This is a genomic window from Algirhabdus cladophorae (genome assembly GCF_044772865.1).
Lineage (GTDB): Bacteria > Pseudomonadota > Alphaproteobacteria > Rhodobacterales > Rhodobacteraceae > Algirhabdus > Algirhabdus cladophorae.
On record NZ_CP173029.1, the window covers coordinates 1,834,857 to 1,851,250 of the forward strand.

18 protein-coding genes and 1 tRNA gene are annotated in these 16,394 nt (G+C 53.3%); 13 read left to right on the forward strand and 6 right to left on the reverse strand.

What is annotated here, in order from left to right:
- The first annotated feature begins 128 nt into the window (after nt 1-128).
- The 5 genes from rpsF (at nt 129) to ACIRQ6_RS08900 (ending at nt 4,581) form a co-directional block, all read left to right on the forward strand.
- Nucleotides 129-482: a 30S ribosomal protein S6 gene (rpsF, locus tag ACIRQ6_RS08880; RefSeq protein WP_420863770.1), complete on the forward strand. Its 354-nt coding sequence runs from the start codon at nt 129-131 to the stop codon at nt 480-482.
- Between the two features lie 26 nt (nt 483-508).
- Nucleotides 509-736 carry a 30S ribosomal protein S18 gene (gene rpsR, locus ACIRQ6_RS08885; RefSeq protein ID WP_242106406.1) on the forward strand — a complete coding sequence of 76 codons (228 nt, stop codon included), beginning with the start codon at nt 509-511 and terminating at the stop codon, nt 734-736.
- Nucleotides 737-747: 11 nt separating this feature from the next.
- A complete protein-coding gene (gene rplI, locus ACIRQ6_RS08890) occupies nt 748-1,377 on the forward strand; it encodes a 50S ribosomal protein L9 (protein WP_420863771.1) in 630 nt (209 codons plus the stop codon).
- Between the two features lie 153 nt (nt 1,378-1,530).
- Nucleotides 1,531-2,370, forward strand: a complete 840-nt coding sequence (locus ACIRQ6_RS08895; protein ID WP_420863772.1) for a class I SAM-dependent methyltransferase — start codon at nt 1,531-1,533, stop codon at nt 2,368-2,370.
- 246 nt (nt 2,371-2,616) lie between these two features.
- Nucleotides 2,617-4,581, forward strand: coding sequence for a bifunctional 2',3'-cyclic-nucleotide 2'-phosphodiesterase/3'-nucleotidase (locus ACIRQ6_RS08900; RefSeq protein ID WP_420863773.1), 1,965 nt, complete (start codon nt 2,617-2,619; stop codon nt 4,579-4,581).
- 152 nt (nt 4,582-4,733) lie between these two features.
- On the opposite strand, the gene tig is transcribed toward ACIRQ6_RS08900, so the two are convergent.
- Together tig and ACIRQ6_RS08910 are read right to left on the reverse strand one after the other, a co-directional pair.
- Nucleotides 4,734-6,071, reverse strand: coding sequence for a trigger factor (tig, locus tag ACIRQ6_RS08905; RefSeq protein ID WP_420863774.1), 1,338 nt, complete (start codon nt 6,069-6,071; stop codon nt 4,734-4,736).
- Between the two features lie 25 nt (nt 6,072-6,096).
- Nucleotides 6,097-6,181, reverse strand: a tRNA-Leu gene (locus ACIRQ6_RS08910).
- A gap of 183 nt (nt 6,182-6,364) precedes the next feature.
- On the opposite strand from ACIRQ6_RS08910, the gene ACIRQ6_RS08915 reads away from it, so the two are divergent.
- The 4 genes from ACIRQ6_RS08915 to ACIRQ6_RS08930 all read left to right on the forward strand — a co-directional run bounded on the left by ACIRQ6_RS08915 (nt 6,365) and on the right by ACIRQ6_RS08930 (nt 9,473).
- Nucleotides 6,365-6,877, forward strand: a complete 513-nt coding sequence (locus tag ACIRQ6_RS08915; protein ID WP_420863775.1) for a Hint domain-containing protein — start codon at nt 6,365-6,367, stop codon at nt 6,875-6,877.
- Nucleotides 6,878-7,077: 200 nt separating this feature from the next.
- Nucleotides 7,078-7,416, forward strand: a complete 339-nt coding sequence (locus ACIRQ6_RS08920) for a P-II family nitrogen regulator (protein WP_420863776.1) — start codon at nt 7,078-7,080, stop codon at nt 7,414-7,416.
- Nucleotides 7,417-7,475: 59 nt separating this feature from the next.
- On the forward strand, nt 7,476-8,882 hold the full coding sequence (glnA, locus tag ACIRQ6_RS08925; protein ID WP_420863777.1) for a type I glutamate--ammonia ligase: 1,407 nt from the start codon (nt 7,476-7,478) through the stop codon (nt 8,880-8,882).
- A gap of 255 nt (nt 8,883-9,137) precedes the next feature.
- On the forward strand, nt 9,138-9,473 hold the full coding sequence (locus ACIRQ6_RS08930; RefSeq protein ID WP_420863778.1) for a hypothetical protein: 336 nt from the start codon (nt 9,138-9,140) through the stop codon (nt 9,471-9,473).
- Here ACIRQ6_RS08930 and ACIRQ6_RS08935 read toward each other — a convergent pair.
- Complete coding sequence (locus ACIRQ6_RS08935) at nt 9,470-10,213, reverse strand: heme-dependent oxidative N-demethylase family protein (RefSeq protein ID WP_420863779.1); 744 nt, start codon at nt 10,211-10,213, stop codon at nt 9,470-9,472. The two genes, ACIRQ6_RS08930 and ACIRQ6_RS08935, sit on opposite strands and share 4 nt — an antisense overlap.
- Nucleotides 10,214-10,270: 57 nt before the next feature.
- On the opposite strand from ACIRQ6_RS08935, the gene dddP reads away from it, so the two are divergent.
- The gene (dddP, locus tag ACIRQ6_RS08940; RefSeq protein WP_420863780.1) at nt 10,271-11,614 is read left to right on the forward strand and encodes a dimethylsulfonioproprionate lyase DddP; all 1,344 of its coding nucleotides are present in this window, start codon (nt 10,271-10,273) and stop codon (nt 11,612-11,614) included.
- Here the strand turns inward: dddP and ACIRQ6_RS08945 are convergent.
- Entirely contained in the window at nt 11,611-12,300 is a 690-nt protein-coding gene (locus ACIRQ6_RS08945; RefSeq protein ID WP_420863781.1) for a helix-turn-helix transcriptional regulator, read from the reverse strand. The genes dddP and ACIRQ6_RS08945 overlap by 4 nt on opposite strands.
- A 114-nt stretch (nt 12,301-12,414) precedes the next feature.
- On the opposite strand from ACIRQ6_RS08945, the gene ACIRQ6_RS08950 reads away from it, so the two are divergent.
- Together ACIRQ6_RS08950 and ACIRQ6_RS08955 are read left to right on the forward strand one after the other, a co-directional pair.
- Nucleotides 12,415-12,810, forward strand: a complete 396-nt coding sequence (locus tag ACIRQ6_RS08950; protein ID WP_420863782.1) for a RidA family protein — start codon at nt 12,415-12,417, stop codon at nt 12,808-12,810.
- A 93-nt stretch (nt 12,811-12,903) separates the two neighbouring features.
- The gene (locus ACIRQ6_RS08955) at nt 12,904-14,118 is read left to right on the forward strand and encodes an alpha/beta fold hydrolase (protein ID WP_420863783.1); all 1,215 of its coding nucleotides are present in this window, start codon (nt 12,904-12,906) and stop codon (nt 14,116-14,118) included.
- A gap of 37 nt (nt 14,119-14,155) precedes the next feature.
- Here the strand turns inward: ACIRQ6_RS08955 and ACIRQ6_RS08960 are convergent, their stop codons facing one another.
- Complete coding sequence (locus ACIRQ6_RS08960; protein ID WP_420863784.1) at nt 14,156-14,572, reverse strand: DUF6314 family protein; 417 nt, start codon at nt 14,570-14,572, stop codon at nt 14,156-14,158.
- Nucleotides 14,569-14,898: a hypothetical protein gene (locus ACIRQ6_RS08965; protein ID WP_420863785.1), complete on the reverse strand. Its 330-nt coding sequence runs from the start codon at nt 14,896-14,898 to the stop codon at nt 14,569-14,571. Before ACIRQ6_RS08965 ends, ACIRQ6_RS08960 begins: the two co-directional genes overlap by 4 nt.
- A gap of 82 nt (nt 14,899-14,980) precedes the next feature.
- Here ACIRQ6_RS08965 and purB point away from each other — a divergent pair, with 82 nt between their 5' ends.
- The gene (gene purB / locus ACIRQ6_RS08970) at nt 14,981-16,282 is read left to right on the forward strand and encodes an adenylosuccinate lyase (RefSeq protein WP_420863786.1); all 1,302 of its coding nucleotides are present in this window, start codon (nt 14,981-14,983) and stop codon (nt 16,280-16,282) included.
- Nucleotides 16,283-16,394: the final 112 nt, after the last annotated feature.

Below are 16,394 nucleotides of genomic sequence, written 5' to 3' on the forward strand. Positions count from 1 at the left end.
CTCTGGCCCATGTATAAGGCAGCTTCTGTTGCGATACCTTTGACCCGCGTGGCCTCTCGTGAACCAGCTGCAACAGACTTGAACCGCTGGCTCTTTGAAACACGCTTGAAAATTGAACTGGAGTGCGCATGCCTAAGTACGAGCATGTCTTCATTTCGCGTCAGGACTTGTCCGGCGCGCAGGCCGAAAGCCTCATCGAACATTTTGGCACAGTATTGGCAGACAACGGCGGTACGCTTGTTGAAAACGAATACTGGGGCATCAAAACGATGGCCTACAAGATCAACAAAAACCGCAAAGGCCACTACGCCTTCTTGAAAACAGATGCACCAGCACCTGCTATTCAAGAGATGGAACGCCTGATGCGCTTGCACGACGATGTGATGCGTGTGTTGACAATCAAAGTCGACGAACACGCAGAAGGCCCCTCTGTGCAAATGCAAAAACGTGACGACCGCGGCGAACGCCGTGAGCGCCGCTAAGCTGGTTTAAGAAAGGATCTTAAGTTATGGCATCTAAACCATTTTTCCGTCGTCGCAAAGTGTGCCCCTTCTCCGGTGAGAACGCACCAAAGATCGACTACAAAGACACACGTTTGCTGCAGCGCTACATCTCAGAGCGCGGCAAAATCGTACCGTCCCGCATCACTGCAGTCTCCGCCAAAAAGCAGCGTGAGTTGGCCCGTGCCATCAAACGCGCCCGCTTCTTGGCCCTGCTGCCCTACGCTGTGAAATAAGGAGAGACATCATGCAAGTTATCCTCCTCGAACGCGTCGCAAAACTTGGCCAAATGGGCGAAGTTGTTGCTGTCAAAGAAGGTTACGCACGTAACTTCTTGCTGCCTCAGGGCAAAGCATTGCGCGCAAACGCTGGCAACATCGCCCGCTTTGAAGCCGAGAAAGCCCAGCTTGAGGCCAACAACCTTGAGACCAAAAAAGAAGCCGATGCAATGGCTGACAAACTTGGTGGTCAGCAGTTCATCGTGATTCGCTCTGCGTCTGACGCAGGCTCGCTTTATGGTTCGGTTACACCACGCGATGCCGCTGATGCAGCTACCGCCGAAGGCTTCACAGTCGACAAAAAACAGATTGCACTGACAGCTCCGATCAAGGAACTGGGCCTGCACACTGTGTCTGTCAAACTGCACCCCGAAGTGGAAACAACGTTCGACCTGAACGTCGCCCGCTCCGAAGAAGAAGCAGAACTGCAGGCCTCTGGTAAGTCGATCCAAGAATTGGCTGCCGAAGCTGAAGCCGAAGCAGAATTCGAAATTGCCGAGTTGTTCGACGATATCGGTGCTGCAGCGTCCGAAGACGACGATCTGGCCGAGGCTGTTGAAGCCCCTGCAGAAGACGCATCGGACGACGAAGAAGCTTAAACGCCTCTTCAAACGTTACAGACGTTTCAAAGCCGCGCTGGTCCTACAGCGCGGCTTTTTTGTTTTACACGACAAAAATGCCATCCAATCCTTCACCAGTTATATTATCCAAAGCCCCACCGTTTCCGTTCTTGTTTGCCAGAGTATCGTTTGTTGTGTTCTTTTGTTCCCACAAGGAGACATGGGATGGACTACTCGGCATTCAGAAATGGGGAACGCGATGGCTGGACAAAAAGGGCTGAGAATTACGGCGACGCTACGGCACGCGCAACGCTTCAAACCATTCCAAAACTTCTTGATCATGCGCACCTATTTCCTGACGCAAGAGTGCTGGATGCAGGCTGCGGTCCCGGTTTTGTAGCAGCAAGCGCGAAATTGCTAGGAGCCTCAGTTGAAGGTGTCGACTTCTCGGAAGGGATGATCCAACAAGCGAAATTGAAATTCCCTGACATATCGTTCTCGGTTGCAGATGTAGAAAACTTGCCTGCCCAAGACGCGACATTTGACGCTGTTCTCAGCAATATCGTCCTGTTTCATGTGACCAGTCCGGAAAAGGCAATGTCAGAAGCCCGCCGTGTTCTTAAACCGACTGGCAGGTTCGTGTTTAGCCAATGGCTTGGACCAGACCGTTCCGAGTGCTATCGGCTTTTGTTCGATGTCTTGGGGCGACACGCCGACATGTCGCGTGCTGATCCTGCACCAAACGCATACATATTATCTGAGGAAACAAAAGTTTCTGAAATGATGACCCGTGCAGGCTTCTCAGACATAGAATCCGAGATTGTCCAAAACGTATTGCATGCCCCCGGCCCCAGTTTCTTTGAGTTTTTCATGAAATTCGGGGTTCGCGTCCCGCTCATTCTAGAGCGGCAAGACCCTAATATTCAGTCTGTAATTAGACAGGAAATCGATGATCTAACAGCGCCTTACCAAGTAGACGGATACTATAGGATACCCATGCCGAGCATTGTTTTTTCAGGCTGTGCAAGTTGATTAAACTTGGCTGATAAGTCCATTTCTTGGGATAAGGTGAAATTGCATTCTTGAATGCGATACCCTCGCAGCCAGACAATTTTGACAACAGGTTTTAGAACCGCTTTTCCCAAATACCCCACAGTGAACTCACTATTTCATCAGCGGAACATACATACAGATAGCACCCCAATTCCCGTATGGGTTGTAAAAAGATCACAAACCGCCAATACTCTCTGGATCATATTCACATTCAGAGGATCGCCCATGCCATTCCACCTTTCCCGTCGCGGTTTCATCGCAGGCTCTGCTGGCCTGCTGGCGCTGCATCCTTTCTCTGTTCATGCGGCTGGCAACCAAGCTCACTTGCGTCTGATGGAAACCACCGACCTGCACGTCCATGTTTTTCCCTACGACTATTACGCCGACAAAGAACGCGACACCGTGGGTCTGGCCCGTGCCGCCTCGATCGTGCGTGAAATCCGCGCTGAGGCGACAAATTCGATGCTGCTCGACAATGGCGACTTCCTGCAGGGCAACCCTATGGGCGACTACATCGCCTATGAACGCGGGATGAATGACGGCGATATGCACCCTGTGATCCAAGCCATGAACACACTCGGTTTCGATGGCTCGACCTTGGGCAATCATGAATTTAACTATGGCCTCGATTTCCTGATGAAGTCGCTCAATGGTGCCGCTTTCCCTGTGGTCTCGGCCAATGTGGTCAAAGAAATGGGGGCTTCCCCACGCGAAGACACAACATTGGTGAAACCCTACACGATCATGGACCGCAGCATCACTGACGGCTCCGGCGAAACCCATATGATCAAAATCGGGCTAATTGGCTTTGTGCCACCGCAAATTATGAACTGGGATCGTCGCCATCTTGAAGGCAAGGTGCAAACCCGCGACATCGTAGAAACTGCCAAAGCCTATGTGCCAGAGATGAAAGAAGCAGGCGCGGACATCATCATCGCCCTCTCCCACTCCGGCATTGGATCCGCTGATGCAACCGACCTGATGGAAAACGCATCTGTTCCCGTTGCGGCCATCGACGGGATTGACGCGATCATGACTGGTCACAGCCACCTCGTGTTCCCCTCGGCCACCTACGCCGAATATGCCGCTGTAGATGCAGATGCAGGAACGATCCACGGCAAACCGGCCACCATGGGCGGGTTCTGGGGCAGCCACTTGGGCGTTATCGACCTGATGCTGGAAAAATCTGGCAATGAATGGCGCGTCATGGGCCACACATCCGAGGCCCGCCCCATTTCCAAACGTAACGAAGACCGCAGCATCACCCCACTTGTCGAAAGCGATGCGGAAGTGCTGGCCAGCGTTCAAACGGACCACACCGAAACCCTCGCCTATGTCCGTCGCGCTGTTGGCAAAACCGACGCCCCGTTGCACAGCTACTTTGCCTTGGTGGCAGATGATCCATCGGTGCAAATCGTGTCGATCGCGCAAAGCTGGTACATCACCGAAATGATGAAAGGCACCGAATATGAAGGCCTGCCAATCCTATCTGCCGCAGCCCCGTTCAAAGCAGGCGGTCGCGGCGGGCCTGAATACTTCACCGATGTCCCCAAAGGCGACGTCGCAATCAAAAACGTCTCGGATCTGTACCTTTATCCTAACACCGCTCGCGCTGTGCTGGTCACAGGGACCGAGGTCAAAGACTGGCTAGAACGCTCGGCTGGGATGTTCAATCAGATTGAGGCGGGTAAAGCAGACCAAGTGCTGCTGAACCCGTCGTTCCCATCCTACAACTTCGATGTGATGGACGGGGTCACCTATCAAATCGATCTGACCCAACCGTCCAAATTTGACCCCAAAGGCGCGCTTCTGGATGCCAATGCAAGCCGCATCGTTGACTTAAAGTACAACGGCCAGCCTGTTGATCCCGAACAGAAATTCATCATCGCGACCAACAACTATCGTGCGAGCGGTGGTGGAAAGTTCCCCGGTGCATTGGGCGATACAATCGTCTTTGAAGGGCCTGACACAAACCGCGACGTGATCGTGCGCTACATTGTCGAACAAGGCACTATCAATCCCAAAGCCGACGCCAACTGGACCTTTAAACCAGTGGCAGACACATCTGTTCTGTTTGATACGGGTCCCAAGGCCAAGGACTATGTCTCTGACGTGAAAAGCGTCGCAGTCGAGGCCGCGGGCGATGGGCCGGACGGGTTTGCACGCTTCCGCATCGATCTTAGTAACTAACGGCTGCACAATACGGGTGGCCCCAGCCAGACTGGGGCCACTCAGGCCAGCGCGGGACTGCATCCACTCTTTATCGAAAGGCACACAGCGCGCATTAAAAAAGGCCGCCCAAATGGACGGCCTTTTGCTAAATCATAGATCTGGTTTGGAATTTAGTCTTCGTCTTCCAGTGCTTCAACGGCCTTTTGCAGATCGTCTTTGCTGATCTCTTTTTCGGTCACATCAGCAAGCTCAACCACATAGTCCACAACTTTGTCTTCAAAGATCGGGGCGCGCAACTGCTGCTGCATTTGCTGATTTTGCTGCACAAACTCAAAGAACTGACGTTCCTGACCCGGATACTGACGGGCTTGGTTCATAATCGCTTGGGTCATTTCAGCGTCTGTGACGTCGACTTCCGCTTTGCGGCCCAACTCGGCCAGCAACAGGCCCAATTTCACACGGCGCTCGGCCAATGACTTGTGATCATCTGTGGGCTCGATCTCGGGGTGATCGTGGCCTTCAACCTCTGGGTTTTCTTCGTGCCACAGCTGGTGAGCGATTTGACCGGCCTCTGCATCCACCAAGGATGGCGGCAAATCAAAGGTTACCTGCTTGTCCAAAGCGTCCAAAAGGCCGCGCTTCATAACGGCACGGGCTGCACCTGAATATTCAGCTTCCAGACGCTCGGTGATTTGGCCTTTCAGCGCATCAAGGTCTTCTGCACCAAATTGTTTGGCCAGCTCATCGTTGACTTCGGCTTTGACCGGCTTTTTCAGCGCTTTGATTTTGCACTTAAACATCGCGTCTTTTCCGGCCAAATGCTCGGCTTGGTATTCCGCCGGAAACGCCACTTTAACTTCTACATCGTCATCCAGTTTCGAGCCCAAAAGCTGCTCTTCAAAACCCGGAATGAACGAATTTGAACCCAACACCAATGGGTAATCCTCAGCAGCACCGCCTTCAAACAACTCCCCGTCCACAGAGCCTTCAAAATCAATGACCACTTGGTCACCATCTTTGGCGACGGCTGTTTTCTTGGTCTTGTCTTCAAAGTTTTGGGCGCTGTCAGCCAGCGAATCCAATGCTTCGGCAACGGCTGTATCGTCAGGCTTTGCGACCAGCTTTTCGAGCTTGATGGATTTTGCGTCCAGATCGGGGATCTCGGGCAACGCCTCGTAGGACATATCCACGTGGATATCGTCGCCCTCTTTCCAGTCTTCATTGGTCATTTTGACCTCAGGCTGCATCGCAGGACGATCACCGCTGTCTTCAAAATGCTTGGCCATTGCGCCATCGATGCTTTCTTGCATAGCTTCGCCCAGCAGACGCTGGCCGAACTGCTTTTTCAGCAACGCCATAGGCACCTTGCCCTTGCGAAAGCCCTTCATTTCAACTTCGGGCTGGGCTTCAACCAACTTGTCGTTGACTTTGCTGTCCAACTCGGCGGCGTCTACGACGATGGAATAGGCGCGCTTGAGGCCTTCGTTGAGGGTCTCGGTGACCTGCATTATGAACTTCCTTTTCTTACATCTTTGGTGCGGGTGGAGGGACTTGAACCCCCACGCCTTGCGGCGCCAGAACCTAAATCTGGTGCGTCTACCAATTTCGCCACACCCGCGGAAACCATAAACAAAACGACGCCCCGAACGGGACGCTGCTTTGCAATTCGGCGCCTTCTAGCAAACCCTGTGCGCAAGTGCGAGAGGAAAAGACAAACTCCGCCCGCAAAAACACCGCGACAAAATATAAATTTTGGCTTAACGTTCCTGCTAACCGAGGCAGGTTATATCAGAGGTACGCCATGAATCCGAAAACGGACAGGCGCCCAGCAGAGTTCAACACGGTTCTGCGTGCGCAAAAAGATTATCCCCGCTCCTGCGGCCTTCCAACAACATCGTCTATTTTGACACTGCGCGGGCAGATCAAAATCAGTGATCTACGCGCAGGCGATAAGGTGATCACACGCGACAGCGGCACGGCACAACTATTGGCAATCGATATAGATACCGCGACGGGGCCTATGGTGAAGGTTCAGTCAGGTGCGCTAGGCGACGCGACACCGCCCACGGATGTGGTGATCCCTGCCGAAACGGAACTCTTTTTGCGCGACAGTTTGGTACATGCCTACTTAGGAAAATCATCGGCCCTGGTGCGGGTTACGGATCTGATTGACAAAAAAATGATCAAACCCTGCACTGCTAGGGTTGAAATGGCGTATCTTACCTTTGCGCTGCCGCATATCCTTTATGTAGACGGTCTAGAGATCAGCAGTGGGCTGACGCCCGAGACTTTCCAGCACGCACGGTCTGCGTAGCCTGCCCCTTAGGGCTCCGATCCGCCGCACAGAGCCAAAAAGTTTTCAAACTGCTTGAAAAATAATCACATCGGGTGTTTTTTGGGCGTTTAATGGTTTTTCAACAGAAACTCTGTCGATTGCGCCACTTGCGTCAATTGTCCCCACCTCCCTGAAATGGTCTGACAACGGATAGTAGCCGGCATGAGGGAGTCGTGGGCGTGAAAAAACTCGAAGCAATCATCAAGCCTTTCAAACTGGATGAGGTCAAACAGGCCCTTCAGGACGTAGGCGTACAAGGTCTTTCCGTGGTTGAGGTCAAAGGCTTTGGTCGTCAAAAAGGTCATACAGAGCTTTATCGCGGCGCGGAATATATCGTAGATTTCTTGCCAAAAGTGAAAATCGAAGTTGTCTTGGCGGACGACCAGCTTGATGGCGCGATTGAAGCAATCATCGGCGCAGCAAAAACGGACAAAATCGGCGATGGCAAGATATTTGTATCTGCCGTCGAACAAGCGATCCGCATCCGGACCGGCGAGTCTGGCGAAGACGCCATCTAAAACAGCATCATCACGGGTCCGTGACCCAATAATACCACCAACAAAGGAAACACAGCCAAATGAGTAACGCTGATCTTCTTAAGAAAATCAAAGATGAAGACGTCGAATACGTAGATATTCGCTTCACCGATCCACGCGGCAAGCTGCAGCACGTCACTGTGATGTCTGACCAGGTTGACGAAGACTTCCTCGAAGAAGGCTTTATGTTTGACGGCTCGTCCATCGCTGGCTGGAAATCCATCGACGAATCCGACATGAAATTGATGCCAGACGCGTCCAGCGCCTACATGGATCCGTTCTACGCGGAAAAAACCATTTGTGTGCACTGCTCCATCGTCGAGCCTGATACAATGGAACCTTACGACCGCGACCCACGCGGTACAGCCGAGAAAGCCGAGGCTTACTTGAAGTCTTCCGGCATCGGTGACGTGTCCTACTTTGGTCCAGAGGCTGAATTTTTCCTCTTTGACAACGTACAGTTTTCCACTTCGATGAACAAAGTGTCCTACGAAGTCGACGCAATCGACGCCTCTTGGAACACCGACACCGAATATGAAATGGGCAACATGGGCCACCGTCCCGGCGTTAAAGGCGGTTATTTCCCGGTAAACCCAATCGACGACGCACAGGACATCCGTTCTGAAATGCTGTCGACAATGAAGCGCATGGGCATGAAAGTGGACAAGCACCACCACGAAGTTGCCTCCTGTCAGCACGAGCTTGGCCTGATCTTTGGTTCCTTGACCGAGCAAGCCGATCACCTGCAGAAATACAAGTATGTGATCCACAACGTGGCCCACGCCTACGGCAAATCCGCAACCTTTATGCCCAAGCCTATCGCAGGCGACAACGGCACAGGCATGCACGTGAACATGTCCATCTGGAAAGATGGCAAACCATTGTTCGCTGGCGACAAATACGCGGACCTGTCCCAAGAGGCTTTGTACTTCATCGGCGGTATCCTCAAGCACGCCAAAGCCCTGAACGCTTTCACAAACCCATCGACAAACAGCTACAAACGTTTGATCCCGGGTTTTGAGGCCCCCGTTCTGCGCGCCTATTCTGCTCGCAACCGTTCGGGCTGTGTTCGTATCCCATGGGCCGAATCCCCCAAGGCGAAACGCGTCGAAGCCCGCTTCCCTGATCCCGCAGCCAATCCATACCTGTGCTTTGCAGCCTTGTTGATGGCTGGCCTTGACGGCATCAAGAACAAGATCGACCCAGGTGCAGCTTCAGACAAAGATCTGTACGATCTGCCACCAGAAGAACTGGCGGACATCCCAACAGTCTGTGGATCCTTGCGCGAAGCTTTGGACGAACTGTCCAACGACATGGACTTCTTGCTGGCCGGTGACGTGTTCACCAAGTCGCAAATCGAAGGCTACGTCGAGCTGAAGATGGAAGAAGTCACACAGTACGAGCACACGCCTCACCCTGTTGAGTTCGCTCTGTACTACGGCTGCTAATTGGCACCTGACTACCTTTAGAAAGGGCGTCCTGCGGGGCGCCCTTTTACGTTTGACCTGCGTCGCTTGGGCAATCACGCCATGCAAGATACCCAATGGAACAGCCGCGTTCGAAGTGGCCGTTTTCGATTTTACTAAACTTGTTGCGAATACAAGAACAAACTCTTTCCACATTTGCGCCCTTGTGGCTGCACAATACACTGTCATCCATCGCAGTGTAGACATGCGAAAAGCAGCACAGAAGTGAGCAGTAAAATGACAATGATTGACCATCCGACAGGACCCGCACGCCCTCGCCGTGTAACCAGCACACCCATCGTATTGCGCCGCCGTGCGGCAGGTGGGTTTCAAACGCAAACGCTAAAGCGTCATCGCAGACCCTCCCCCACGCCACAGATCAGCGCCGACAAGGCCCTGCGTCTGGCCATTGTGCGTACTCCGGCCTTTCATGGCGGCAGTCTGGCAACGGCTGTTTCATTGGCCTTCCCGTTTGCATTGGCTCTTTTGGTGCTGGACGCGTTGGGCGTAACCGCAGGCGGATCCGTGTCGCCCACATTGGCCGAGGCCGCGCCATTGTTTACTAAGATCTAGTCAGATATTGGAAAAACCGTCGTTCGGATGCCAAAAACCACGGCATTCGAACGGGCAAGACGGAAAATCGTTTGCCGTTCCGTTCTGATAAACTGCGCCGGTTCATCCCCATCAACTTTCTGCGGTTGAAACAAATTCGCGCGGCTATATCGTAATGTATTGGCCCGCCACAACGGCCTGCCCACTTGGACCCCGTCAAACAGTCGCTGAACACGTCGCGCCAGACCAGCGTCATAACTGGGAACAGGACCGTGGATATGAGTCAGTGGATGCCCCATCTTGTCAGACAGCCGCCAAGACGCTGGAAAACACAGTAGTGCGGCCACCAATACATGCTGCTCACCAGACTTTTGCAAAATACAAAAATCTTCCTGAACCAAATGTGCCAGTTGACGCAGCGCCGGAATATCGCGCGCCACGGTGATGCCATCGGGGCGTATGATACTCTCGGATTGGACCTGATAGGATGGTGGCAAATTAGCGACCACTGTCTCTAACAACTCATCAACCATATGCTGGGTGTCTGGTAATTGTTGCAAAACCTCAGCTGGCTTGGTGCTGGTTAAATGGATCCTCAGCCCAATTTGCTCTACAAAATCAGGCCCAATCAGGATCAAGGGCTGCGCACCCAAAGGTGCAATACCCGGCAAGGTATCGCGCTCTTTGGCAAAAGGATCGTAAGGCAAAAACGCGCCATCTGGGGAAACACCCATCTCCAAAACAGACTTTTGATGTCGCATTTAGAAAAGTTCCCTCAAGAAATCGCCGCCACGCTGCCTCTGGAGAGGAGACATACCATGAACCAACATTATCGCGATGGCCGCAAAATAGACCCGACCCGAGGCGCAATGTTGGGCGATAACACACCAAATGACAACGACCGTGTTGAGATCGGTCCAACACAGCTGGCCTTTACCGAATGGGCCGCAGCAGGACTGCAACTGCCTGACTTGCAGGCCATGCGCAGGTTTCGCTGGGAACGTTTGACCCAGCATGTGGTGGATCGCGACTATGGTGGGGTTTTGATGTTTGACCCGCTGAATATCCGTTACGCCACTGACAGCACCAACATGCAGCTTTGGAACACGCACAATCCATTTCGCGCAGTTTTGGTCTGTGCGGACGGTTATATGGTGATCTGGGACTACAAAAACGCGCCGTTTCTCAGCGGGTTTAACCCATTGGTGCGCGAAGTACGGTCTGGCGCTGATCTGTTCTACTTTGATCGTGGTGACAAGGTCGATGTAGCCGCAGACGTGTTCTCGCGCCAAGTGGTCGATCTGATCCGTGAGCACGGCGGCGGCAATATGCGCCTTGCCGCAGACAAAGTGATGATCCACGGCTTGCGCGCCCTTGAGGCACAAGGTTTTGAGGTGATGGAAGGCGAAGAGCTGACCGAAAAGGCCCGCTCGATCAAAGGGCCAGACGAAATTCTGGCCATGCGTTGCGCCAATCATTCCTGCCAAACCGCCGTCAAAGCCATGGAAGACTTCGCACGGGCAAACGTGGGCGATGGCAGAACCTCTGAGGACGATATCTGGGCCGTTTTACACGCAGAAAACATCAAACGCGGCGGCGAATGGATCGAAACCCGTTTGCTGGCCTCTGGGCCGCGCACCAACCCATGGTTTCAAGAATGCGGTCCTCGCATCACACAACAAAACGAGATTATCAGCTTTGATACGGATCTTGTGGGCAGCTACGGCATCTGCATAGATATCTCGCGCAGTTGGTGGATCGGTGACCGCAAACCGCGCCCAGACATGATCTATGCAATGCAACACAGCGTCGAGCATATCCAAACCAACATGCAGATGCTCAAACCCGGTGTGAATATCCAGGATCTCAGCCGCAACACCCATGTTCTGGACGACAAATATCAGGCGTTGAAATACGGTTGCCTGATGCACGGTGTTGGGCTGTGTGACGAATGGCCCTTGGTGGCCTACCCTGATCAAATGGTTGAAGGAGCATTTGATTATGAATTACAGCCTGGCATGACCCTATGTGTCGAGGCGTTGGTCGGCGAAGTGGGTGGCGATTTCTCGATCAAGTTGGAAGATCAGGTTTTAATCACTGAAGACGGCTTTGAAAACCTGACAACCTATCCCTTCGATCCTGATCTGATGGGCGAAACCTAGGCCACAGGTATCCCGTCTTGGGCTTTGTACGCGGCGAGGTTTTTGTCGGGCTCATCGGCAAAGCCTGCCTCCAAAATGTCCAGTTTTGCAATGCGGTCCAACCGGAAGTGTCGAAAACCCTCACGTGTTTCGCACCAGGCCACCAGTAACCAAACAGGGCTACAAAAAATTACCGCCAAGGGACGCAGTTGACGCTGGCTTTCTTTACCCGTCCCATCGCTGTAGCAGATCGCGATTTTGCGCCGCCTGCGCATGCAATCTCGCAAGTCCGAGAAACTGACCTGCCATGGCAGAGGCGCCAGATTGGGCGCAGAATAGGTCGTGATCTGTTCCAGTTGACCCTGCAATGCGGCAGGTAGCACCGCTTGGATTTTGTCTAGCGCGCTGAGGGCTTTTTGTGCAAAGCCATCGTCCGTCCAGTGTCGCACCATACTGATGCCAAGACCAAGCGCCTCAATTTCATCCACATCAAATGTCACAGGGGGCAGGAAATAATCCTTGTCGATCATATAGCCCACGCCAGCCTCGCCAATGATCGGCGCACCAGAGGTCATCAGATCCTGAATGTCGCGATAAACAGTCCGCGTGCAGATCTCAAATTGCTCCGCAATGGTCTGCGCCGTTACGGCCCGCCGCCGGCTGCGTAGAAAATGGACAATCTTGAGCAATCTATCGGCCCGTCGCATGGCACACCTCCATCAGGTTTCGACTTTTTATACCCTACTGCAAGACTACTGACACCATGTTGTCAGCAGTGTGTCGGTAAGTAAAGATTATCAACACCGAAAAGGAGATCCAAAATGCAAGCCACCCCCATAAACCCTTGGAATTGGTCGTTAAATCTGGGATACAGTCAAGCCGTCAGCGTCGTAGGCGCAAGCAGACAAGTGATCTGTTCCGGCCAAACGTCAGTAAACGGCGAAGGCGCACCACAGCATCCGGGCGATATGCGCGCCCAGATCGCCTTGTCATTGGACAATCTCGAGGCTGTTTTAAAAGCCGCAGGCATGGATTTTAGCAGCGTTATTCGTTTGGGTGTTTATGCCACGGATGTGGACGAGGCGCTGAAGAACTTTGATCTGTTCGGCGCACGTTTTGGCCCCGTCAACAACACGCCTCCTATGACATTGTTGGGTGTGACACGTCTGGCCATGCCAAGTCTGATGTTCGAAATCGAGGCCACGGCAGCCGACTAAGAAACGGCAACATCTTTCACCATCGCGTGACTTACTCTTGTGAGGGCCCCTTGAACTTGCTTAGGTCAAGGGGCCACAGCACAAGGCCTGCCAATGCCCACTCAACGCGTCACATTTCAAGGCCATAGCGGCGACCAACTGGCTGCCCGTCTGGATATGCCCGATGGCCCCCACTTGGCCACAGCGATTTTTGCCCATTGCTTTACCTGTTCCAAGGATATCCCAGCGGCCAAACGCGTCTCCAGTCGCCTTGCCTCTATGGGCATCGCCGTGTTGCGCTTTGATTTTACTGGTCTGGGTCATTCCGAAGGCGAATTTGAAAATACCACCTTTACGACGAATGTGACCGACCTTTTGGCTGCCGCACAGTACTTGGACAGCCGCAATATGGCCCCTAGCCTGATGATCGGTCATTCGCTCGGGGGCGCTGCAGTGATCAAGGCCGCCTCTCAATTGCACGGCATCAAAGCCGTGGCCACACTGGCCGCCCCAGCTGATCCTGCCCATGTGAGCCATATCTTTGCAGATCATATCGATACCATTGAGACCGAAGGTGTGGCCGATTTGACCCTCGGCGGACGCCCCTTTCGGATCAATAAGGCCTTTCTTGACGATATTGCTGCTGAAAAGTTGGAAAAGGCTCTTGGCGGGCTGAACGCGGCCTTGTTGGTTCTTCACGCACCAACAGATGCCATCGTTGGTATTGAAAATGCCAGTGCTATCTTTATGGCGGCAAAGCACCCTAAATCCTATGTGACCCTCGACAGCGCAGATCATTTGATCAGCAACCCCGAGGATGCAGAATATGCCGCCGAAGTGATTGCCGCTTGGTCGGCGCGGTACTTGGACCTACGTCCCCCTGCGCCGCCCATTGGCGCCCCTGAGGGGGTAATACTGGTGACCGAGGCAGACAAAAATGGCTACTTACAGGACATTAACGCCGGGGCCTTTCATCATACACAGGCGGATGAACCGCTCGCCTATGGCGGCACCAACAAAGGCATGTCGCCTTATGGGTTTTTGGCAGCAGGTCTTGGCGCATGCACCTCAATGACTATTCGCATGTATGCCCGACGCAAAGGCTGGCCTTTGGACAATGTACGTGTGGAAGTGCGCCACAACAAAGTTCACGCCCAAGATGCCGAAAATCGTGCAGGCGCGAATGTGGATGAGTTTCAGCGGCTGATCCATCTGGATGGTCCCCTTGACCCCGAACAAAGGGCCCGCTTGGTCGAAATTGCGGATAAATGTCCGGTTCATAAAACACTGGAACGCAGGTCCGAGGTCAAAACAGTCCTCGCAGACTAGCTTTTGCCAAAACCCGCGCCTTACCCCAAGGATCCCCCTATTTGCGCACGTAGGAACTGCGCATTGTGTAATCCTTTCGCGGGCCTTTAACAGTCCAAACAGCTGTCCAAACCGGCCATGATGCAAACCCATATTCGACATTATACTGGTCGGGATCGCACCAATGATCAGAAGTAGCCGTGGCAAGGTCAAAGGTGTGAAACGGCCTGTCGTCATCGAAAAACACAGCAATACCTGCATCGGATTGACGCCAAAAATACCGCCGCTCCGAGGTCATTGGCGGCGTGTTGAGCAGCTTTAGGCGACCTGTTTCATGGTAGATCAGTTGATCTTTGTCTTCAGTAAACGTGACCTGCCCTGTAAACTGCGCAGCTTGCCTGCTAATTCGATCTTCTATCTCGCGCGATATCTGCCAAATACCAATAAAATCGGTTAGTTGCAGATCAAACCTCATTTCGAATAGACCCCATCTGTGACGTGCCCCGCTGGCCCAATGAAACGTATAATTTCTCCGTCGGATGCCATGTCATAGCAGTCCCACGTGTCATTTGGTGGCCATTGACTGCAATATTGATCACCGCGCACGGCCCAATACCCCCAACTAGGGCGTCCCGCATCATAAAGCGTCCGGCCCGAGGCATAAAACTTTTGCGTGGTACCGGCATACGTCAGACTGCGATCCGACAGGGCTGCGTTGATCTGCGCACCAGTCATTGCCTCAAACCCGTCAGCCGAGGCAGGCCCTGCCATCATCGCTAAAATCAGTGCAAAACGCCGCATTCATGCTGCCCTTCTCTTGTCCCCGCAGTGCTGTCCCTTTATGACGCGCCCAAGTGCAAACCCCAAGCCACAAGGTTGTGACATGATCCCACGCTATTCCCGCCCCGAAATGGTCGCCATTTGGTCGCCCGAGACCAAGTTTAAAATCTGGTACCAGATCGAGGCGCATGCCTGCGATGCAATGGCCGATCTTGGTGTGATCCCCCGCGAAAATGCTGATGCCGTGTGGAAAGCCAAGGACGTAGAATTCGACGTGGCCCGCATCGACGAGATTGAGGCTGTCACCAAACACGACGTCATCGCCTTTTTGACCCATTTGGCAGAACACGTAGGATCCGAAGAGGCCCGTTTCGTGCACCAAGGTATGACCAGCTCGGATGTGTTGGATACCTGTTTTAACGTCCAACTGGTCCAGGCCAGCGACATTTTGATCGCGGATATGGAGGGTCTGCTGGCCGCTCTGAAACGTCGCGCGATTGAGCACAAAGATACAGTGCGCGTCGGCCGTTCCCACGGGATCCACGCAGAACCTACCACCATGGGCCTGACCTTTGCCCGCTTTTATGCCGAAATGGATCGTAACCTTGCACGCTTGAAAGTCGCTCGGGACGAGATCGCGACAGGCGCCATTTCTGGTGCTGTCGGGACTTTTGCAAATATCGACCCACGGGTTGAAGAACATGTCTGCGCGCAATTGGGCCTGAACCCTGAACCGATCAGTACCCAAGTCATCCCGCGCGACCGACATGCCGCCTTCTTTGCAACACTTGGCGTCGTGGCATCCTCCATCGAAAACGTTGCCACAGAAATCCGTCACATGCAGCGCACTGAGGTTCTTGAAGGGGCCGAGTTCTTCTCGATGGGTCAAAAAGGCAGCTCTGCCATGCCCCACAAGAAAAACCCAGTGCTGACCGAGAACCTGACGGGCTTGGCGCGGATCGTGCGGATGGCCGTAGTGCCTGCCATGGAAAACGTGACCCTCTGGCACGAGCGCGATATTTCGCATTCCTCGGTCGAACGTAACATCGGCCCTGACAGCACCATCACCCTTGATTTCGCTTTGGCCCGTCTGACCTCTGTGGTCGATAAAATGCTGATCTTCCCGGATAATATGCTGGATAATATGAACAAGTTCCCCGGTCTTGTTATGTCCCAGCGTGTGCTGTTGGCCCTGACCCAAGCCGGTGTCAGCCGCGAAGATGCCTATACCATGGTCCAGCGCAACGCGCTCAAAGTCTGGGAATTCCGCACGGATTTCCGCGAAGAACTGCTAGCGGACGAGGACGTGGTCACTGCCCTTGGGGTCGACGGGATCAATGAAAAGTTCGACATGGGTTATCACACCAAACATGTTGATACGATTTTCAAGCGCGTGTTTGGCTAGGTTCAAAAGCCTAAAAATTGCACACTTTAGTGGCTTAGATAACCGGTGGCTCAGGCTGTCGGTTATTTGTTTTTGACCTGTTGTGAACCCATGCTACCTTTAAGGCGTACTA